At 60.2% G+C, this 20,742-nt stretch carries 19 protein-coding genes; 11 read left to right on the top strand and 8 right to left on the bottom strand.

Going from position 1 to position 20,742, the window contains the following annotated elements; genetic code table 11:
- Nucleotides 1-84: 84 nt before the first annotated feature.
- The gene (locus AB8B33_RS10815) at nt 85-2,091 is read left to right on the top strand and encodes an ABC transporter ATP-binding protein/permease (protein ID WP_439015358.1); all 2,007 of its coding nucleotides are present in this window, start codon (nt 85-87) and stop codon (nt 2,089-2,091) included.
- A 66-nt stretch (nt 2,092-2,157) separates the two neighbouring features.
- On the opposite strand, the gene AB8B33_RS10810 is transcribed toward AB8B33_RS10815, so the two are convergent.
- Together AB8B33_RS10810 and AB8B33_RS10805 are read right to left on the bottom strand one after the other, a co-directional pair.
- Complete coding sequence (locus AB8B33_RS10810; RefSeq protein ID WP_439015357.1) at nt 2,158-2,784, bottom strand: cysteine hydrolase; 627 nt, start codon at nt 2,782-2,784, stop codon at nt 2,158-2,160.
- A gap of 350 nt (nt 2,785-3,134) precedes the next feature.
- The gene (locus AB8B33_RS10805; RefSeq protein ID WP_162748123.1) at nt 3,135-3,281 is read right to left on the bottom strand and encodes a hypothetical protein; all 147 of its coding nucleotides are present in this window, start codon (nt 3,279-3,281) and stop codon (nt 3,135-3,137) included.
- 444 nt (nt 3,282-3,725) lie between these two features.
- Here AB8B33_RS10805 and AB8B33_RS10800 point away from each other — a divergent pair, with 444 nt between their 5' ends.
- Entirely contained in the window at nt 3,726-4,163 is a 438-nt protein-coding gene (locus AB8B33_RS10800; protein WP_439015356.1) for a VOC family protein, read from the top strand.
- Between the two features lie 79 nt (nt 4,164-4,242).
- Here the strand turns inward: AB8B33_RS10800 and AB8B33_RS10795 are convergent, their stop codons facing one another.
- A complete protein-coding gene (locus AB8B33_RS10795) occupies nt 4,243-5,127 on the bottom strand; it encodes an AraC family transcriptional regulator (protein WP_439015355.1) in 885 nt (294 codons plus the stop codon).
- Between the two features lie 301 nt (nt 5,128-5,428).
- Between AB8B33_RS10795 and AB8B33_RS10790 the strand changes: the two genes are divergently transcribed.
- Nucleotides 5,429-5,899: a nucleoside deaminase gene (locus AB8B33_RS10790; RefSeq protein ID WP_113324838.1), complete on the top strand. Its 471-nt coding sequence runs from the start codon at nt 5,429-5,431 to the stop codon at nt 5,897-5,899.
- Nucleotides 5,900-5,913: 14 nt separating this feature from the next.
- Here AB8B33_RS10790 and AB8B33_RS10785 read toward each other — a convergent pair whose 3' ends face one another.
- Nucleotides 5,914-7,734, bottom strand: coding sequence for a heavy metal translocating P-type ATPase (locus AB8B33_RS10785; protein WP_439017230.1), 1,821 nt, complete (start codon nt 7,732-7,734; stop codon nt 5,914-5,916).
- Nucleotides 7,735-8,252: 518 nt separating this feature from the next.
- Between AB8B33_RS10785 and AB8B33_RS10780 the strand changes: the two genes are divergently transcribed.
- From AB8B33_RS10780 to AB8B33_RS10770, 3 genes are all read left to right on the top strand, one after another.
- A complete protein-coding gene (locus tag AB8B33_RS10780) occupies nt 8,253-9,485 on the top strand; it encodes an HlyD family secretion protein (protein ID WP_439015354.1) in 1,233 nt (410 codons plus the stop codon).
- Complete coding sequence (locus tag AB8B33_RS10775) at nt 9,467-11,461, top strand: glycosyltransferase (protein ID WP_439015353.1); 1,995 nt, start codon at nt 9,467-9,469, stop codon at nt 11,459-11,461. The genes AB8B33_RS10780 and AB8B33_RS10775 overlap by 19 nt, the downstream gene beginning before the upstream one ends.
- 161 nt (nt 11,462-11,622) lie before the next feature.
- Complete coding sequence (locus AB8B33_RS10770) at nt 11,623-13,383, top strand: adenylate/guanylate cyclase domain-containing protein (RefSeq protein WP_439015352.1); 1,761 nt, start codon at nt 11,623-11,625, stop codon at nt 13,381-13,383.
- Between the two features lie 85 nt (nt 13,384-13,468).
- Here AB8B33_RS10770 and AB8B33_RS10765 read toward each other — a convergent pair whose 3' ends face one another.
- Nucleotides 13,469-14,041, bottom strand: coding sequence for a TetR/AcrR family transcriptional regulator (locus AB8B33_RS10765; protein ID WP_439015351.1), 573 nt, complete (start codon nt 14,039-14,041; stop codon nt 13,469-13,471).
- Nucleotides 14,042-14,196: 155 nt separating this feature from the next.
- On the opposite strand from AB8B33_RS10765, the gene AB8B33_RS10760 reads away from it, so the two are divergent.
- Entirely contained in the window at nt 14,197-14,766 is a 570-nt protein-coding gene (locus AB8B33_RS10760) for a DUF308 domain-containing protein (RefSeq protein ID WP_439015350.1), read from the top strand.
- 180 nt (nt 14,767-14,946) lie between these two features.
- On the opposite strand, the gene AB8B33_RS10755 is transcribed toward AB8B33_RS10760, so the two are convergent.
- Entirely contained in the window at nt 14,947-15,915 is a 969-nt protein-coding gene (locus tag AB8B33_RS10755) for an ornithine cyclodeaminase family protein (protein WP_439015349.1), read from the bottom strand.
- Nucleotides 15,916-16,173: 258 nt separating this feature from the next.
- Nucleotides 16,174-16,389: a hypothetical protein gene (locus AB8B33_RS10750; RefSeq protein ID WP_439015348.1), complete on the bottom strand. Its 216-nt coding sequence runs from the start codon at nt 16,387-16,389 to the stop codon at nt 16,174-16,176.
- A gap of 264 nt (nt 16,390-16,653) precedes the next feature.
- On the opposite strand from AB8B33_RS10750, the gene AB8B33_RS10745 reads away from it, so the two are divergent.
- The 4 genes from AB8B33_RS10745 (at nt 16,654) to AB8B33_RS10730 (ending at nt 20,005) form a co-directional block, all read left to right on the top strand.
- Nucleotides 16,654-17,817 carry a M20 aminoacylase family protein gene (locus AB8B33_RS10745; protein ID WP_439015347.1) on the top strand — a complete coding sequence of 388 codons (1,164 nt, stop codon included), beginning with the start codon at nt 16,654-16,656 and terminating at the stop codon, nt 17,815-17,817.
- Nucleotides 17,818-18,028: 211 nt separating this feature from the next.
- On the top strand, nt 18,029-18,202 hold the full coding sequence (locus AB8B33_RS10740) for a hypothetical protein (protein WP_439015346.1): 174 nt from the start codon (nt 18,029-18,031) through the stop codon (nt 18,200-18,202).
- Nucleotides 18,203-18,568: 366 nt separating this feature from the next.
- Nucleotides 18,569-19,495, top strand: coding sequence for a PhnA-like protein (locus tag AB8B33_RS10735; protein WP_439017229.1), 927 nt, complete (start codon nt 18,569-18,571; stop codon nt 19,493-19,495).
- A 24-nt stretch (nt 19,496-19,519) separates the two neighbouring features.
- On the top strand, nt 19,520-20,005 hold the full coding sequence (locus AB8B33_RS10730) for a YciE/YciF ferroxidase family protein (RefSeq protein WP_113184288.1): 486 nt from the start codon (nt 19,520-19,522) through the stop codon (nt 20,003-20,005).
- Between the two features lie 83 nt (nt 20,006-20,088).
- On the opposite strand, the gene AB8B33_RS10725 is transcribed toward AB8B33_RS10730, so the two are convergent.
- Nucleotides 20,089-20,667 carry a TIGR00730 family Rossman fold protein gene (locus AB8B33_RS10725; RefSeq protein WP_310388379.1) on the bottom strand — a complete coding sequence of 193 codons (579 nt, stop codon included), beginning with the start codon at nt 20,665-20,667 and terminating at the stop codon, nt 20,089-20,091.
- Between the last annotated feature and the right edge of the window lie 75 nt (nt 20,668-20,742).

The following is a 20,742-nucleotide window of genomic DNA, read 5'->3' as shown; positions in this document are numbered from 1 at the left end:
TTCGGTCCACCTTCCGGTTTCCGGCAAGCATTAAGGTTGGCCCCGCTCGTGAAACCTTTCGATCGGTAATCCGTTTTCGCTGGCATGACCGACGCAAAATTGAAGCCGAAATCGGTCGACGGCGCCAAGCCTGATGGTGCCGAGGAGACACCCCAGGGGAAGGCATCGACTGTCGAGGTCGCGCCGCCGCCAGATGTTATCGAACCCGATCCGGACCTGACACCGGAGGAGGCCGAGCAGGCGCGCAAGAAATATCTGCTGAAGCGTTTCTGGATCAGCGCCCGCGGCTATTGGGGCGGCAGCGGCGATGGCTTTGCTTGGCCGTGTTCCATCGGGCTGCTGGTCATGATCGGCATGAATGTCGGGTTCCAGTATGGGATCAACAGGTGGAACCGCGGCATATTCGACGCCATAGAACGGCACGATGCCGGCACCGTCTATTATCTCAGCGCCGTCTTCCTGCCGCTCGTGGCCGGCAGTGTCGTTCTCGTGACGTCGCAAGTCTATGTCCGCATGATGATCCAGCGACACTGGCGCCGCTGGCTGGCGACTGCACTGATTGCGCGCTGGCTTGCCAACGGTCGTTACTATCAGCTGAACCTCATCGGCGGCGATCACAAGAACCCAGAGGCGCGTATTTCCGAGGATCTGCGGATCGCGACGGAATCGCCCGTCGATTTCACCGCCGGCGTCATCTCGGCCTTTCTCTCGGCCTCGACCTTCATCGTGGTTCTGTGGACGATCGGCGGTGCCCTGACCCTTCCGATCGGCGGGATGTCGATCACCATTCCCGGCTTTCTCGTCGTCACGGCGGTGCTCTACGCTGCGATCACCTCCACGACGATCGCCGTCATCGGCCGGCATTTCGTCAAGGTCTCCGAGGTCAAGAACCAGGTGGAAGCCGAGTTTCGTTATACGCTGACGCATGTGCGCGAAAACGGCGAGAGCATCGCGCTTCTCGGCGGCGAGGAGGAGGAGCGCAACGACCTCGACAAGACGTTTACCAATGTGCTCCGCCAATGGGCGCAGCTTGCCCACCAGTACATGCGCACGACCTTCGTGTCGCATGGGTCCATGCTGATTGCGCCTGTCGTTCCGGTGCTGCTCTGCGCGCCGAAATTTCTCGAAGGCAGCATGACGCTGGGTGAGGTGATGCAGGCTGCGTCAGCCTTCGCCATCGTCCAGACCGCCTTCGGATGGCTCGTCGACAACTATCCGCGGCTTGCCGACTGGAACGCCTGCGCGCGTCGTGTCGCCTCGCTGATGATGTCGCTCGACGGGCTGGAGCGGGCCGAACAGAGCGACGCGCTCGGGCGCATCCAGCATGGCGAAACGGAAGGCGAGGCGATGCTGAGCCTCAACGATCTCGCCGTATCGCTGGACGACGGCACCGCCGTGGTCACGGAAACGCAGGTCGAGATCGAGCCGGGCGAGCGGGTGCTGGTTGCGGGCGAATCCGGTTCGGGCAAGAGCACGCTGGTACGCGCCATTTCAGGTCTCTGGCCCTGGGGTCGCGGCAGCGTCAATTTCCATGCCGACAGGCAATTGTTCATGCTGCCGCAGCGGCCCTATATCCCCTCGGGCACGCTGCGCCGCGCCGTCGCCTATCCCAAGGCCGCCGACGGCTGGCCGCTGGATGAGATCAAAACGGCCCTTCAGAAGGTCGGGCTCGACTATCTGAACGAGAAGCTCGAAGAAGAGGCGCCGTGGGACCAGATCCTGTCAGGCGGCGAGAAGCAGCGGCTGGCCTTCGCGCGTCTGCTGCTCCACAACCCCGACATCATCGTGCTCGATGAGGCGACCTCGGCGCTCGACGAGGAGAGCCAGGACAGGATGATGGAGATGGTGATCGAAGAATTGCCCAAGGTCACCATCGTCAGTGTCGCGCATCGCGCCGAGCTCGAGGTCTTCCATAGCCGCAAGATCACCCTGGAGCGGCGCGAGGGTGGCGCGAAGCTCGTGAGCGACATCGATCTCATCCCGCGCAAGAGAAAACGGAATGTGCTCGCGCGCTTTCTGGATAATCCACGCTCCCTGGCGAAAGGCAGCACGGGTTCGGGCAAGGAGGAATTGTCCGGGAAGAAAAAGTGATATTCGCCTTGTCGGCAAATCGAGGCCTTCGCGCAGATGGCCCGCAGGAGTTCCGTGCCCGGGCCGCTATTGCGGACGAGCGACGGCTGACAGGAATTCCTGTGTATTCGACAGAATGGTGTCGCCCATGAAGCGGAGGGAGTCGACGGATCGTCTGGCGGCTTCCGCGTCCCCATATCCGCATGCGTCTTCGATCAGGATCGGGACGATGCCGAGGTCGGCGGCGTGGCGGCAGGTCGGCTCTATGCCGATCTCCATCGCAATTCCGCAGATCGCCAATGCCGAAAGGCCGGCATCCCGCATGGCGATTTCGAGTGGCGTTCCCTCGAAAGCCGACATTCCGAGCTTGTCGAACACGAAATCCTGCTCCTGCGGATGGAGTTCCGGAATGATCTGAACCGCTTCGCTGTCCCTCAGGAACCAGGGTTTTACGGCCTCTGGGTCATCGGTGCGTTGCCATGCCATTGCCATGCGCGTTGCAAACAGCCCCATCCAAGGCTTGGGCAGGGAAAGATGGCGGCAGAAGGCAATTCTCATCCCGGCGCGTCTGGCTGCCGCGACGATATCGGCGATGCGACGGCTCGTTTCTTTCGATCCCGGGACCTGCCGGGCAATGCCGACCTGCATATCGTAGACCAGCAATGCGGTTCGATCGGGAGAAAGCCAGTCTACAAGTGCCGTGGGTATCGTCATTGGCGCGTTCCCTGACAATGGTGACGGCCCTTAAGTAGGGCATGGATGTCCATTTGAACAGCGATCCAACGCTCGCGCGGTCCAGTTGCCGCAATCGGCGAAAGGAAAATGCTCTGGCGCTCCTGATGCCATCAGGGTCTCTGCTGTCGGTAGAGTTCGAAGACAGGCGCATTTCCGCCTGCCGTATATTGAATTATAGCAATGTATTGAGTACAAATTATTATTAACTGCTAATAATAAAGCATTCACCGATTTACTTTATAAAAAGGGATAAGCGAAAGAGGGAGGGACCTCTGTTTATTGTATCGGTATTGGATGAAGGCGAAGAGAGAAACTTCGTTGCCGTCGGCTTACACATTAGCGGCAACCAGATTCACATCGACGTTGGCGGCTGCGAGCACCATTTCAAACTCGCCGACCTGATCGACATTCTCTCGGTCGAACATCATCGCGCCCATGACATCGAAGGGCGCGTGCGCGCTCTTGCGCTGTGCCACTGACCGCTGTCCTGCCCGGCATCGATTGGCTGCCGGGCCTTCGCCGCGCCGCTTGCCGGGGCGGGCATTGATCGCGTTCGCAGTCTGCTGCCGTGCGCCGTTGCGCATCGACTGACGTCAAAACTTATCTGTGATGAGCGGAACCTGAGGCGGATGCCCCAAGTTGTGACTGATGACCCGTGAAGCGCGATGGAGGTTTTTGGCGGCGTTGCGTGAAACAAGAGAGCAATTCCAGTAGAAGTGCGCAGCCGTTTGTGTCCGGAATCGCTCCAAGAGACCTTTTGGAAACGGAGTAGCGGTTTCAGGCAGTCCAATATTCAAGCTTCTGATGTCGACAGCAGCGAATTCGCCTGGACGGCTGTCGGTGTTGATGCACCTCAAACGTCCTATGTTCGACGAGGCGACACCTTGTCGATTGAAACGACAGTTTGGAGATTGGAAAACATGGCGCTCAAGCGGATGGACAATGTAGGAATCGTCGTCGAAGACCTTGGAGGGGCGATTGATTTCTTTGGCGAACTCGGCCTTGAGCTCGAAGGGCGGGCCATGGTTGAAGGAGAATGGGCCGGGCGTATCACTGGACTGGGCGATCAGCATGTCGAGATTGCCATGATGCGCACACCTGATGGCCACAGCCGGCTCGAGCTCTCCCGCTTCCTCAAGCCTGATGTTGTCGCAGATCACCGGAATGCCCCGGTCAACGCGCTGGGCTACCTCCGTGTCATGTTCGCCGTCGATGACATCGACGAGACGCTTGAGAGGCTCAGCACGCGCGGCGCGCAGCTCGTCGGCGAAGTCGTCCAGTATAAAGACGCGTATCGGCTCTGCTACATCCGTGGGCCTGAAGGGATTCTCATCGGAATCGCCCAGGAACTCGGCTGAGCGCATCCTCCACGGTCGGCTGGATCGCGGCCTGCCCATTTCCCTGCGATCGGAAGGGACAGGCCGCTGTCGCAGGGCGTTACTTCAACGGCAGAAACAATTCCACGACGACCTCATGGACCGGCACATTCGGAGGGAAGGAAAAATGCCGCTGGCAATAGATCGGGAAGTCGCGCGCCTCCTCGCCGCTGGCCGGAAGCCAGTCACGATAAAGGTAGAGTGCGGCGGGCTCCAGATTGTGGGTATCGTGGACGACGCGGATGACCGCGCAGCGTCCGCCTGGGATCACGCCGGCCTTCATCACCTCATCATCGGCATCGATCGGCCGGTCGGTCCCGACACACAGGTCCATGCTATATTCGGCGGGAATCGCGGGGGTTCTCGGCGATCGGAAGATGTTGAAGGTAGGGCTTGTCTCCGGTGACAGGCCGGCGGCTTTGCGCCAGGCGATGAACCGCTCAATGCTGGCGCCGAGGGTCGCCCGGTCGCCCCGGTGCTCCAGGATCGCCACCGGCGTGGGCGGCACATCGCGGATCGTCACATCGTCTTCTTCATAGGTTATCTGCATGAGCTTGCTCCTTGCGTTTTCGAGGGGCCTGAAGGCGGCAAGCCACGGAGCCCAGTCGGGAGACTTCCGGAACGACGAAGGCGATTGCCCGAGCCGTTGCCGAAAGGCGCGGGCGAAGGCATCAGGCGCACAGTAACCGGCGTCCATCGCTATGTCGGTGACGCTCTGATCGTCCTTTGCGGCCAGCTTGTGTGAGGCGCGCTTCAAACGGGCGAGCTGGACATAGCGATGCACCGACAAGCCGAAGGTTGCCGAGAACTGCCGGTGAAAGTGAAACTTCGAGAAGGCTGCGACGCTGCTCAGCGCGTCCAGGTCCAGATCGTCGTCCAGATGCCGGTCGATGTGATCCAGCACCCGCTGCATCCGGGCATGGTAGGCTTGAAGCGCCGCCTTCATCGTTCCGTCCTCCGTGGCCGCACCAACTAAGCGCAGGCAGACATGACGCGCTCGACCGATCTTGCGGTTTTGTCACGGGTCGCAGACCGTCGACAATGGCGAAAAGGGGGAAGCCATCCGAGATCCGGTTGACGGCGACGTCGTCTGTCCTCGGTAACCCAGGCTCAGGACTCATTGACTGGAGCCGGACGATGACGGCGCGGCGATACGGATCGGCGCCTTGTACCCCATTTGTAGCCCTTGGAAATCTCTCCGATCCAAGAGAAGATCATCCCGCTCTAGCTTTAGAGGGGAGGCGCTGATGGAAAACCACGAGCCGTTTTTACGTGAGGCGATTGCGCTCTCGAAATCCGCGGTGGAACAGGGAGACGAACCGTTCGGCTCCGTGCTGGTGAAGGACGGCAAAGTCATCCTGCGCGCCGAAAACAGCGTCTTCACCGGCCACGATATGACGAACCACGCCGAGATGAACCTGATCAAACTGGCGGCACAGCATTACGACACGGCATATCTTGCCGACTGCACGCTCTACACCAGCACGGAGCCGTGCGCGATGTGCTCCGGGGCGATTTATTGGTCGGGCATCGGCCGTATGGTGTTTGCGTGCTCCGAAGCGCGGCTTGGTGAGATTGCCGGGATCGGGTTGAACGTGCCGAGCCGGGCGGTGCTGCAGACCGGCGCGCGCATTGTCACCGTCGACGGCCCGAACATCGAAGAAGAAGCCGCCGAGGTACATAAAGCATTCTGGCCGAAGCATCTGGGCAAGGCCTAGGACTCGTTGATTGACTAGCGCAGCGCCCGCAGCGCATTCAGGATCACGGCCACATCGATTACCTCCTGCAGCATGGCCCCCGTGACCGGCGGCAGGAAGCCGGCGCCGGCGAAGATCATGGCGACGAGCGAGAGGCCGATGCCCGCGAAAATGCTCTGGACCGCGATGGCGCGGGAGCGTCTGGCTATTTCGATGGCCGAGGCGATCCTACCCAGATCGTTGCGGATCAGGACGATGTCAGCGGCTTCGGCTGCGGCCGCAAGATTGGTGGCGCCGACGGCGATGCCGACATCGGCGGCTGCGAGTGCTGGAGCATCGTTGACGCCATCGCCGACCATGAGAACCTTTCCGCCCAGGCGTTTACTCGCCGCGCGTTCCCTGGCGATGACCTCGACCTTCTCGACGGGGGACAATCGCGCCTCGACGGCATCCAGCGACAGGGAGCCGGCAATGGCGGCAGCGACGCTGCGCTCATCGCCGCTCGCAAGCACGATCCTGCCAAAACCCAACTTGCGGAGTTTGGCCACAAGTTCGACGGCATCGCCGCGCAGGCGATCCTCGAAGCCGATTTCGCCTGCAAGCCGGCCATTGATGAAGACGCTTGCCTGCATTGTGCCTTTTTTCTCGGGGGCACGGGGCGGCTTGCCCTCGGGCGTGAAATAGGTATCGCCGCCAACGCTCACCCTGATACCGTCGACAAGCCCGGAGATGCCGGCGCCCGGAAGTTCCGTCACCTCCACAGGGCGTGACAGGACCAACTGGCGTCTCTGCGCCTCCCTGACGATCGCGCGGCCGACGACATGCGAGGATGCCTGGTCCAGCGAGGCGGCAAGCCGCAAGATCCTGTCTGGGCCTTCCGGCCCATCGATGGATACGACCTCGGGATCGCCCGCCGTCAGCGTGCCGGTCTTGTCAAAGACCGCGACGGAGGCGTCGGCCAGGATCTCCAGCGGCCCTGCGCCCTTCACCAGCACGCCCGCCTTTGCTGCCTTCGAGGTTCCGGCCGCAAGGGCGACGGGAACGGCCAGGATCAGCGGGCAGGGGGTCGCAACGACGAGAACCGCGACGATGCGCGCCATGTCACCGGACAGGATGGCGGCGCCGAGCGCGATTGCCAGCGTCAGCAGAAGAAAGGTGATCGCATATCGATCGGCCAGCCGCGCTATCTGCGCCTTGGAACGCTTCGATGCCTCGACCAGTTTGACGATGCCGGAATAGGTGCTGTCCTCGGCGCGGCTTTCCACCCTGATCTCGACCGCGTCCCCGGCATTGGTGGCGCCGCTCGAAATCCGCTCGCCACTGGAGACGGCGACCGGAAAGGCCTCGCCGGTCAGGACGGATTGATCGATCGATGCATGGCCTGTCATCAGCGTGCCGTCTGCGGGGATGACGTCGCCTCTGCGGATCATCAGCACATCACCCACAGCAAGTTCCGGAATGGGGACTTCCTCGATACCATTCTGGCGCAGGCGAAGTGCCGTTCGCGGCACCTGCGCCAACAGGGCCGTCATGCCTTCGTCGGCACGCCGATGCGCATAGGCTTCCAGAAACTGGCCGCCGGCATACATGAGGGCGACGATCGCTCCGGCAAGATATTCGCCGAACCAGAGGGTCGCGGCCATTGCGAGCGCGGCGATCAGGTCGAGACCGAGATCGCCGTTTCTGAGTTTGGCAAAGATGTCGATCAACAGGAATGCGAGAGCAGTGCAGGTGCTTGCCGCCAGCACGAACCGGCTTGCAGAACCGTAGCCCAGCAGGAAGAGACAGAGAGCCACCAACAGACCGATGAGCGATGCCGACGCCATGATCGTCGATCTCACGCCGATGCTGGGCATCCATGTTGGCAATTCCCCGAAAATGCGAATTCGGGGGTGAGCCTTCGTCTCGTCCAGAACGCTCATGGTCGCACGCCTCCCATTTTCCTTTCGGGTGCGCAGGATCGATGCTTTGAAATCGTTGCCCGACACCTGTTACGCGCCCGGGAATTTGGCACAGTAACAGGATTTTTCCTTGATCTCTCTCAAGCTGCGCCTGCCTGGCCGGAGAGGGCCGGCAACCGAGGCACAAGTGCGCATCTGCAGTGGCGCGCAAGCGCCATAAAGAGCCGGCGTAAACGTGTGCCGTTGCAGGTTGACAGAAAACCTGGATTCGGCGCCGAGTTCCGGAGCCCTTAATGGGCGCTGCAGGCTTTCAATGCGGCGCTTCTTCCATGGCTGACCTGTTTCTGCCGAACGTATACGACCATCACTTGTCTATTAGGTTTCGCTGCGTTAAATTATGCAAGATTTAGTTGCATTCATTGTACCAGATCGATAGGTCAATGGATGGCGAAGCGATACCTTCGGATGACACCATGATCTGGAACAATCGCATCACACGCATCACCGTTGGTCTGCTGCTGCTGGCAATCATCGCCGTCGTCTCATTGCCAGCGATTACCGGCTTTACGAGCCTTGATGGCACCGTCAATGCGCGGTTCGCTTTTGTCAATGCTCCTATCGACGGCACGATTGCGGAAGAACCCCTCAAGGTCGGCAGCCCGGTCAGAGCGGGACAATCCCTCGCAGAAATCAAAAATACGCGCGTCAATCGCGCAATCCTCGCTTCGCTCGAGGCAGATCGCAACACCGCACTCGACCGCGTCGCAGCACTAAAAAAGGAACGGGAGGAGCTTTCCGCGCTTCGCGGAGAATTATCTGCCAGATTGGAAGTCTACAAGCAGACTACCATTGCCAATCTCGAACGCGAAGTCGAAATCCTGCGGAAGAAAGTCGAGGTGTCGCAAGCGCAGGATCTGGTCGCGCAAGTCGACCTGAACCGTCGGATGGAGCTCGAGTCAAAAGGCATACTCACGCAGAAGCTGGTTGAGGCCGCGCGCGCCGCGGGAGCTGCAACCGGCGGCGAAGTCGAAATCAGCAATCTAACCGTCGATCAATTGCAACAAAGGCTCAATGCGGTCCGCCAGGGAATCTTTGTCTTCGGCGACGGACAGAATGACGTGCCTTATTCGCGACAGCGCGAGGACGAGGTTGTCGTTCGCATCAACGACTTGAACTCACGCATAGCGGAAAATGAGACAAAAGCCACTGAAGTTCAAAAGCAGTTGGTCGAAGAGGGAAACCGTGTCGGCAGCCTTGAATCCGCAACCGCGATAGCGCCGTTCGACGGCGTTGTTTGGAGCAGGAGTATCGTCAACGGTTCGAACGTCGTGCTGAACGACGAACTGATGCGCCTCCTCGACTGTCGAGAGCTGTTTGTGGATATCCTTGTTCCCGAGGTCAATTATGACGAGATCTATCCTGGTCTTGTCGCGCAGGTGCGCTTATTCGGCCGCAGCGATGTCTTCAAGGGCACGGTCATTTCCGTCAGAGGCAACTCGGCTTCGTTCGAGACCGATTCCTTTGCCGCCAGTTTGCCGCCGTCGACACAGCGCAATGCCCGTATTTTGGTTCGCCTTGATCCATCCGTCATGAACGACGATTTTGCGAATTCCTGCCAAGTGGGGCGCACAGTGCAGGTACGGTTTTCCAAGCACGGCATCGACGTGTCCAACTGGGTCAAAAGCCTGTGGTTCAGTATCTTGTAGCGCTGGCTCCGACCTTTCTCGTTTTAGCCTTCTTTTTCCTGGGGCCGTTCAATTGGTCGCGCCATCACACCTGGACACGGGCGGTGACCTGCGCGTTTGTCGCAGCAGTCGCATTGCGATACATGTTCTGGCGCTTGACGGAGACAGTGCTTCCCTATCCCAACGACGGTGCGAATTTCTACTGGGTTTGGATCCTCTTCGTCGTGGAGATTCTCGCGTGCGTCGAGGTCATCCTTTTTCTGGTATTGATGAGCCGCTACGTCGACCGGAGCGCAGAAGCGGACAGGCTGGCTCGCGTTTTCTTTGCGCGAGAGCAACGTGAACTTCCGACTGTCGATGTTTTCATTCCCACCTATAATGAGCCGCTCGACGTGCTCGAGCGAACCATCGTCGGCGCTCTGTCGCTGGATTATCCTTCCGACAAATTGAATGTGTATGTGCTTGACGATCAACGCCGAGACTGGCTGAAGGCCTATTGCGAGGAGAAGAACGCCATCCACGTCACTCGCGGCGACAACAGCCATGCCAAAGCAGGCAATATGAACAATGGGCTGAAGGTCAGCTCGGGCGAGTTTATTGCAGTCTTCGACGCCGATTTTGTTCCCTATCGACATTTTCTTCGCCGGACTCTGCCCTTCTTCAGCGATGAAAGCATCGGCATCGTCCAGACACCTCAACATTTCTTCAATGTCGATCCGGTGCAATCGAACCTGGGTTTGGAGAATATCTGGCCGGACGAGCAGCGCTTGTTCTTCGACGAGATCGCGCCCAGCAGAGACGCCTGGGACGTCAGCTTCTGCTGCGGGTCATGCTCGATTGCCCGCCGCAAGTCCGTCGACGCAATAGGCGGTTTTCCGACGGAGTCGATCACAGAAGACCTGCTGACCACTCTTTCGATGCTCAACAAAGGCTACAAGACCCGCTACCTGAATGAGCGGCTGTCGATGGGACTGGCTGCCGAAAACCTGACCGGCTATTTTGTGCAGCGCGAACGGTGGTGTCAGGGAGGAATTCAAACCCTTTACCTTTATAATGGCCCGTTGCGCGGCCCGGGATTGACGCTCTTTCAACGGATCATGTTCCTGCCAGCATCATGGCTCGTGCAATATCTGGTCCGCTTCATGATATTGCTCGTTCCCATCGTCTATCTCTGGCTCGGCCTGATCCCGCTTTATTTCACTGATATAGCCGACTATGTGGCTCATCAGGTGCCCCTGCTGGCGGCGTATTTTATGCTTATGCTGTGGATCACCCCGACGCGCTATCTGCCTGTGATTTCCAGTGCCGTCGGGACCTTTGCGACATTTCGCATGTTGCCTACCGTGGTCTCCAGCCTGGTGCGACCATTTGGCAAGCCGTTCAGGGTGACGCCAAAGGGCAGTGGCAACGAGTCAAACCAGTTCGACCGCTACAGCTTCGCCTGGATCGCAAGCATGATTACGGTCACCGTCTCTGGTCTGCTGGTCAACATCGTACCGGAAACGTCGCACGTGCATGGCCAGTTTTCACCGGTCGCGGCCTGGTGGTCAGGTATCAATATCGTCGTCTTGCTCATCGCGTCACTCATCTGCTTTGAGAAACCCCGGCGCCTGTTTCATGCGTTCAAGCTCGATGAACCCGCGATCGTAGACGATGTCCCTGGCCAAATCGTAAGTCTGGCACTGGACAAGGCGGTCGTTGCAGTCCCTACCATGGCCCGATTTCAATCCAAATCCGTCGTGCTTAAACTGCCCGGCTTTGCTCCGTTCAAATCAGAACTCAGACAGGTCACCCAACGACGCAGGACCATAAGTCGCAGCGGTGACAAGCAATCTTACTACCTGCACCTGCATTTCGAACTCGGTGACTCTGCTCGCGACAGCATGATTGTGAAACTCTACACTGGTCAATATTCGCAGGACATTCGCGACATCGATAAAGTCGCGGTCTCTCTTAATCTTCTTCTGCGGTCGTTCGGGCGAACGCGCACGTTGTAGTCGACCGTCAAAGCGCGGATCGTCCGCGACCATGTGCCGGAAGCGGCCAACGGCCCACCGGCTTGCCACCGCGTCGCCACCGTTGCCAATCGCAAAACATCCGCGCCCGCGAATGTGCTACATTGCGTCATCGCGTGCTTCTGTTGCGGGAGGGATCGAGAATGCAGCGCAAGCTGGCTACGATCATGGTCGGGGATTTCGTCGGCTCCACCACCGCAATGGAATCGGATGAGGAAGGCGCGATTGCCCGGATTGACACTATCCTCGAGACTGTTCGCATGGTCGTCCAGCGCCATGACGGCCGTGTCTTCGGCACGGCGGGTGACGCGCTGCTTGCCGAGTTCGGGAGCCCCGTCAATGCGCTCAGGTCCGCCATCGAGGCGCGCGCCGAGATCGCTGCCCTTCCTGGGGCGAGCGGCGGCGACATGCGGTTCGGCCTCCATCTCGCCGACGTCGTCGTCGTAGGCTCGGACCTGCGCGGCGATGGGGTGAACATCGCCGCGCGCATCGAGGCGTCTGCGCCACCTGGCGCAATCGAGGTTTCAGGGCTGCTTTACGACCAGGTCCGGCGGGTCTCGCCTTGCGGATTCGAAGACATCGGCGAAAGGCAGCTGAAGGGAATTTTGGAGCCGATCCGGATCTATCGGGTCACCGAACTGGTGGACCGTCACGTCTTCCAGTTCGCTCCGACGCGATCCGCCCCCAATGCTGCCCAATCCCCACGGACCAACTCGATTGCAGTGGCGCGGTTCGACGTGGCACCCGGCGCTATCGCAGATCAATGTTTCCTGGCGGAGGGCATTACCGACGATCTAACGCTCGAACTCAGCCGCCTGAGGGGCCTGTTTGTCAGTTCGCGCTCGGCGGCAACCGCGCTGACGACGAAAGATCCCGTCGAAATCGGCCGCCTTCTCGGCGTCGGCTACGTTATCAGCGGCTCGATCCGGCAGGTGGGCGACGACCTGCGGGTCAACATCGCGCTTACCGAGACGGGAGAGGGGCTCGTCATCTGGTCGGATCGTATCAGGCGTCCGTTTCGCGAGTTGCTCGATGTGCTGGACGAGATCATCGCTCGTGTTGCAGCAACGGTGTCCGGACGGATCGAGCAGTCGGAACTTGCGGCAGCACGGCTGAAGCGCCCGGAGAATATGACGGCCTATGAGTATTATCTGCGTGGTCTCGACCATCACCGCCTGGTTGGCGTGTCGGATATTCACGTCCACGAAGCCATGGCCTGGTTTGAGCGATCAATGGCGGCTGACCCCGGTTTCGGCCGTCCCTTCGCAATGCATGTCTGCTCGTGGAGCAACCTGCCAAGCTTTGACCTCAATAGGGCCGAACAGCAGGTCGCGCACGCACTCGCCCTCGACCCGTCCGACCCGGAAGCCCATCGCATCATGGGTGCGATCAAGATGAAATCGGGCGACTTCGTTTCGTCGCGTTACCATCACATTCGTGCCCACGAACTCGCTCCGAACGACGCCTATATTCTCGGCCGCAGCGCGGCGTTCTATGTCTATGCCGGGGAGGCCGAGCACGCCCTCGAAATGCTTGATCGTGCCGAGACGCTTGATCCGTTCCTGCCGGTCTGGATCACCGAAGAACGGGTGGCGGCCCTCTACGCGTTGAGCCGTTTCGAAGAGATGATGCGCGTCGCCCTGACGCTGCCCTTCCAGACCAGGCGCAAGTCGCTCTACCAGGTTGCCGCGAGCATGGCCTGCGGCGACGCTGGAAAGGCTGAATTCCTGGTTCGGCAAGCGCTTTCCCTCGATCCGAGCCTGTCGGCGGTCTATATCCGGACGCAGGAGACCTATGCAGACGAGTCCGTCACCGACACCCTTGTTAAGCGGAATTGCGATGCCGGCCTGCCGCTGACGCCGCGCAAGCCCGTAGCCCGGAAGAAATCAATCTTGCTGAGATGATGATCGCCATCGCGCAGATGCCATCAGGCTTTACGCATGTGGTCCATCGGGATGGCGCGGCTGCCGCTTCTATACCTGAGTGTTTCTACGCCTTAAGTCTGGCGATCTGCGGGCCGACAATCGCGGCAAAGAGGCTGGGCTCGCCAAGCGCGCGGGCCGATAGCATTGCGCCATGAACTGACGCCATCAGGATCTGCGCTTCTTCCTCGGGCGATCTGGCGAGCCGGAAGAGCTTCTTCTCCACACCGGCCTTCAGCACCGATGTCAGCCAGGCTGCCAGGTTCTCGAAATGCCGGCGCACATGGGCTGCGACCGGCTCCGGCAGCATCTGTATTTCGGCCGCGAGCATGGCGCAGACGCAGAAGGGCTCCGACGCGTCGAGGATGCATTTCTGCCAGTAGTTCAGATAGGCCTGCAGCTGCTCGACAGGGCCGGGGACGTGCTCGCGCAGCGACTTCAGGCCAGATTCGGCGCGCTGCGTATAGCGGTCAACCAGGACCTGCACGAGCTCGGCCTTGGTGGGGAAATGGTGGTGGATGCTCGCCTTGCGGATGCCGACCGCATCGGAAATATCGGCATAGCTGAAGCCGTTATAGCCTCCCGCCACGACGAGGGACTGCGCTACATCAAGGATCTTTTCCGAGGTCGTCTGTTCCATGCAGCTTGCCTATCTGCGGGTAGGAAGGCTGTCAAGTTTGGCACAGCGGGCTCGCTCACGCGCATGTGTTCCAGCCGGCAGAGGGCAGCGGCGTTTGACGGTTGACTCTTTAAGTCTAGCTACCTACTAGTAGGAAGACAAACAAGGAGCCTGTCATGCAAAACCAATCTTCCCCGCAATCGAGCTGGTTGCGATCCTATTATTTCGTCCGTGCGCTGTTCTCGATCGGCTGGATCATCGCCGCCATTCTTTCAGGCGGACAGTCGGCGCTCGCTTCCCTGCTGCTCGTCATCTACCCGGCCTGGGATGCGGCGGCAAACCTCGTGGACGCCCGCTCGAACGGTGGCTTGAAGGCCAATCCCGCCCAGACGTTCAACGTCGCCGTCAGCACGATCACCACGCTTGCCGTCATCATAGCCGTCCTGAACAGCACCTATGCCGTGCTCGCAGTCTTCGGCGTCTGGGCCATCCTTTCCGGCCTCCTGCAGCTTTCGGCAGGCGCGCGGCGCTGGCGCATCTACGGCGCGCAATGGGCGATGGTCCTCAGCGGTGCGCAATCCACGCTCGCCGGCGGTTTCATGATCAGCCAGTCGTTCGGCACCACGCCGCCGAGCATCCTCGACATTGCGCCCTATGCCGGGTTCGGTGCCTTCTATTTCCTGCTGTCGGCTGTGTGGATGACGGTTGCTGCGTATCGGAAAGGCAGCCATGAAGTTCTGCCTTGAGCATAGCATTGAGCCCAATCTTGTCTCGAGGCCACGCGCCGGACGCGCGCGTGGCCTCGAGAGCTTAGTCAAAATTACATCGTTCGCTTCGGCATATCCCGGCGCGGTGGGATGAATGCTGCCGGGGAGGCCCCCATATACCTCCTTGATTCCTGTGTGCCCGCACCAGCGCGAGGGATGTCACGGGAATCCAGCCACCGCGCGCACGCCGAAGGAATATCTATGAGGTCGAAATGCGTCGAGCAGAACAAATGCCAGCAATACTTCGGTTCCGGCGAGCCCAACAGAGCAGAATAGAGTTATGTCCTCTGACGAGGACCGGGTCTTTCCGGGCATAGAAACCAACTCGGCCAGATCGACCATTCGATTTTCGTGTTGCGTGCCAGCGAGAAAAAAAGGCGACGCGTAGGATTGCACTTGTTCAGGCGCATCGGTGGCTATGATCTCGGCAGTATCGGCGACGTCGAGCCCAATTTCATGCCCTCCAACAAGCTTGGGGCCAACGGTATTGACGTGAGCGCCTGGCGCTAGATCTGCAGCATGTAGGATTGGGGTCCTACTCGAGGTCGCGCAGATAACGATGTCGGCATCCATCGTCGCCTTGGCAACAGTTTCGACGGGCGTGACCTCTACACTGAGATTGCGTTGCATCTCTTCGGCGAAAGCTTTTCTGTTGACCACATCCCGGCTGTACACACGAACAGAGGATATAGTTCTGACTGCTACGGCCGCAGCAAGCTGAGTTCGTGCTTGGACGCCACTACCGATTACGGCGACAGACTTCGCATTCTGTGAGCTCAGATGCCGTATCGCAACGCCGCCAATTGCGCCGGTCCTGATGGCACCGAGACGTTCCCCGAGAACCAGGCCTTTCAGTGTCCCCTCGTTCGTCGACCAGACGGCGACGATTTGAGACTGCTTCGAATTCTGAAACGTATCGTACACACGGAATCCAGCCAGTGGAGCTTCGCCAAGGATCCCTCCCACCGTGAAGACCAGATCGCCATGCTCTCCGAAGGAGACGTGATGCCTTGGTGGCGATACGATCTTGTTATCGAGCCTCGCTCGAAAGGCCAACTCCAGGACATCGATTGCCTTAGCCATCATATTGTAACCGATGAGGTCGCGATCGCCGAGCAGTTTGACCATTACTGCGCCTTCCGATGATCGAGAGAAGTTGCCTTGATGTCACGCATTGGCGGCTATCTAGATACAAGCATCACCGCACCCTTGGAAAAGCAGGGGGCGTGAAGAAGCGCCATCGAAATGCTACCGCGGTCAATAGCCCGGCGCCTGCGCCAGCTATGATTTGGGCAAGCCACTGGTCTTGGGGCTCTGGAGAAACCGCCCAGTAGAACGCTGCGAGCGCAACTGCTGCGACAGAAACGAGGACGGCTTGTCGAACCGTTAGCGGCCACGCAAATACAGCGTAGAAAAACCCGTTTCAAAACCGACGATCGCTGTCACAAATTCTGAGATGGCATCAGTTGATGCTTCGCTATAGGCGCTGATCGCGCGAAACGTAAGCACGAGGAACGCAACTGCAAAGGTTTGCGAGGCCATAGCCGCGATCGCCGTGCGTCCCCTGGAGTTCCGAATTTTTGAATATCTGAAGAAAGCCATCCGTCATCCTGACCGCGGCCCAACTGCGAGAATCACGTATCTTGTCTTGCCGCGATAAGTTCCCTACAACCTTAAGTGCACTTGAGGTCAAGGAGTTTTGCCTTGGGACGCGCATGGCCGGCGACGATCGATAAGTCCGGCTCTCTCCTATTCCCGATCCATTCCCCGGTTGGCAAATTGCCGCCGCAGCGGCTAATCTCGTGCCAACCTACCTTCGGCCGCCGCTCCCCACGGCCAGGCTAGCCACATCGCGAGGATACCACCATGAGCATTATCGAAGCTGTCGCCGAAGAGGCCAAGGGCTGGCGCCGGCATATTCATCAGAATCCGGAGCTGCTCTTCGATCTGCCGGAGACGGCGGCGTTCGTGGCGGGCAAGCTTGCGGAATTCGGCTGCGAGAATGTCACGACCGGGCTTGCCAAGACCGGCGTCGTCGCCGTCATCGAGGGGGCGAAAGGTTCCGGCAAGACGATAGCGCTGCGCTGCGACATGGATGCGCTGCCGATGTCGGAGCAGACCAATCTTCCCTATGCCTCCAGAAATGCCAACCGCATGCATGCCTGCGGCCATGACGGGCACACGGCCATGTTGCTTGCCACCGCCAAGTGCCTTGTCGAAAACCGGGATTTCTCCGGCAAGGTCGTGCTGATCTTCCAGCCGGCGGAGGAGGGCGGCGGCGGAGCGCGGGTGATGATCGAGGAAGGGTTGCTCGAAAGTTTCGGCATCGACGAGGTCTATGGCATGCATAACGAGCCGGGCCTTGAGATCGGTTCCTTTGCCACACGCGCCGGCCCGTTCATGGCGGGTGCCGACCGTTTCGTCATCACCATCAACGGCAAGGGCGGGCATGCGGCTGCGCCGAACATGACGCGCGATCCCGTTCTCGTCAGCGCCCATATGGTGACCGCGCTGCAATCGATCGCCTCGCGCTTCACCGATCCCTTCGATCCGGTCGTCGTGTCCATCACCTTCTCGGAGGCCGGCAACGACAAGGCGTTGAACGTCATCCCGGCCTCCGTGCGCCTCGGCGGTACGATCCGCACCATGCAGGCGGATACGAGGAAGGCCGTCGAGCAGCGGTTCCGCGAGATCGTGCATGGCACGGCGAAGCTGTTCGAGACGGAAGCCGAGATCGACTGGCGGCCGGGTTATCCTGTCACGGTCAACGATGCCGGGAGGACGTCAGCCATCGTTGCGGCGGCTGCAAGGGTGGCCGGCGAGAGCCAGGTGGATCCGGCTTACGAGCAGTCGATGGGGGCGGAGGATTTCTCTTACATGCTGGAGAGGCGGCCTGGCGCGATGATCCTGATCGGCAACGGGGATAGCGCGGGTCTGCATCACCCGGCCTATGATTTCAACGACAAGGCGATTGCGCATGGGGTGCGCTATTGGCTGTCGCTGGTCGGGCAGGAGCTTGGGGGAAAGTAGAGCATGCTGGCAGTGGGGCCGCGGAGCATCCCGGTCTGCTGCCCACGCAATGGACAGCAGCTTTCCAGTCACTCGCTTTCCGGCTCAAGCCCAAATGCGTCACGAATGCCGATCCCGGTCGCCGATTGCCTTAATTGATTATGGAACAGAGCTGCGTCCCGGGGGTTGAGGTGCGAGGCCGATCCCGGCTTCAACCCTTAAGGAGAATATCATGCCGAACCAAAGCGCCTCCAACGACAGCGGCAAATCCGGCCAGTCGAGCAAGAGCAGCGACGTCAAGTCCACCAAGAAGGCTGCGGACACGAAGGGCAGCTCGAGCACACGCGGCGGCACTCACGAGCAGCACGTCAAGGCCGGCGAGCAGAGCCATAAAAACAGCAAGTAGATCGGAAACGATCAGGGAAGGGCCCGCTGCAAGCGGGCTTTTTTTGTGGCCACGCCATGCCGGTTGCGGAAATTGCGCAACCTTCATTTCTCCATCCGATCAATAAGACGCGCCCGGCGCGGAACTATTCGGCTCCGCTTCTGTTAGGGATTCACCCACCGACCCATCAGATCCTCGGCAGGTCGTGAGAGACCCTCTCTCTGAAACATCTCGGGGCTTTCCGTGCTCTCCACCGCCCATCCCAGGATGGCGCGCGAATGCCGGCAGGCCACCACGCAAACACCCGAGCGGAATCTGTAGTCAGCACGCTGCATCGATGCAGGCGTGAACCAAAGGAATATGCCTATGCCCACCTCCCAGCCAACGATGGCCCAGCCATCGATCTCCCGGCCGCGCGGCGATGCCGTGACCGCCGATACCAGGGTCTTCGATCCCTCGCTTACCGGCGCCCTCAACAAGATCTCGTGGGGAGCGGTGTTTGCCGGCGTTGTTCTCGCGCTTGCCGCCCAGTTTCTTCTGAACCTGCTTGGTGTCGGTATCGGCGCTGCCGTGCTTGATCCCGTCAGATCGGACAATCCGGCCGCCAGCACCTTTTCCATCATCGGCGGCCTCTGGTTCGTCGTTGCCGGCATTATCGCCGCCTTCATCGGCGCCTATGTCGCGAGCCGCCTCTCGGGCCGTCCCAGCCAATCCACGGGCGGTTTTCACGGCATCACCTCCTGGGCGGTGACGACGCTCGTCATTCTCTATCTTCTGACAACCTCCGTCGGTGCTCTTGTCGGCGGTGCATTCAGCGGCCTTTCGGGCGTGGTCAGCGGCGTCGGCAACAGTGCGGCGACTGCTGTGACCGCTGCCGTACCGGCAATTGCCTCGACCACCGATCCGATGGGCGATATCGAACGCCAGATCCGCGATGCGAGCGGTGGCAACGAGCCGCAGGCCCTGCAGACTGCCGCAGTCTCCGCCATGCGGGCCGTGGCAACAGGCAACCAGGCCGGCGTCGATGATGCCAAGGCCCATGCTGCCGATGCTCTGGCCAAGGCCCAGAACATCCCCGTCGATCAGGCGCGCACCAAGGTCGATCAATATGAAGCCAACTACAAGGCTACGGTCGAGGCTGCCCGCCAGCAGGCGCTCGTTGCAGCGCAGGCCACGACCACGGCCGTTTCCAGAGGTGCACTCCTCGGCTTCCTCGCGCTCGTGCTCGGCGTCGTTGCAGCCTGGTTCGGCGGTGTTGCCGGCACCAAGCCTGCCGTCGTCGTCGAAGAATACACGTTTGGCAGAAATACCTGATCCAACCCCTGAAGGGACAAGACCATGCCAAAGAATCTCAACGATCTTCTCTATGAAACGCTCAAGGATATCTACTTCGCAGAAAAGCAGATCCTGACAGCCCTGCCGAGACTGGCGGAAGCGGCCCAGGCGACCGAGCTGAGAGAGGCCTTCCAAACCCATGCCACCCAGACCGCCACCCATGTGGAGCGTCTGGAACAGATCTTCGACATCATCGACAAGCCCGCCGAGCAGAAGCCCTGCAAGGCAATTCTCGGCATCATCGAGGAAGGCAAGGAAGTGATGTCGGAATTCGAGGGAACGGCTGCACTCGATGCCGGCCTGCTCGCCGGCGCCCAGGCCGTCGAACACTACGAGATCAGCCGCTATGGCACGATGCTCGCCTGGGCCGAACGTCTCGGCCTCGATGAGGTCGCAGCCCTGCTTGCCGAAACCCTCGACGAGGAGGAGGCAACCGACGAGTTGCTGTCCGAGATCGCCGAGACGACGGTGAATGCCGAAGCTGCCTGATACTGGTCGTCATTGGCCGGCGTGCTTTTAACAGAGCACGCCGGCTTTCGTTTGCCCGGTGAACATCCGGTTGGGAGCGCGCCTTACAGCCACTTCGGCACTTCAACCCGCTGAAACGCGCGTAGCTCCTCGATCAACCCATCCGCATCCGCATTGACCGAAATCGAATATCGATGGGCCGGCGGCAGGAATTTCGTTTCCACCATATGGTCGATGAATTGCAGAAACGCGTCGAAAAATCCGGCGGAGTTCAGCAGGCCGACCGGTTTGTCGATTTCGGAGAGCTGGTTCATCGTCCAGACCTCCATCAGTTCCTCCATGGTGCCGATGCCGCCTGGCAGCGCGATGAAGGCATCGGCAAGTTCGGCCATACGCTGTTTGCGCAGGCGCAGGGTCGGCGTGATTTCGTCTGTCGTCAGGCGCGGGTGGGAATGGCCGCGCTGGTGCAGGCTTTCGGTGATGACGCCATGCGCCGTGCCGCCGGCTTCGAGCACGGCATCGGCGACGACGCCCATCAGGCCCTTTGTCGTGCCGCCATAGACGAGGCCGATGCCCTCACGGGCCATGGCCCGGCCGAGCGCCCGGGCGCCATCGGCGAAATCTTCCGTTGCGCCGAAGTTCGATCCGCAGAATACCGCGATGGACTTGATGGAACGTGTCATGATCGGGCGCGCCTTTCCTATGCTTTTGCTCACACGCATTAGCGGCCGGCTGCCGCAAAGGAAAGCTGTCGGGAG

Source organism: Rhizobium sp. 768_B6_N1_8, assembly GCF_051811225.1.
Taxonomy (GTDB): domain Bacteria; phylum Pseudomonadota; class Alphaproteobacteria; order Rhizobiales; family Rhizobiaceae; genus Rhizobium.
This window is presented reverse-complemented; position numbering and strand designations above follow the sequence as displayed.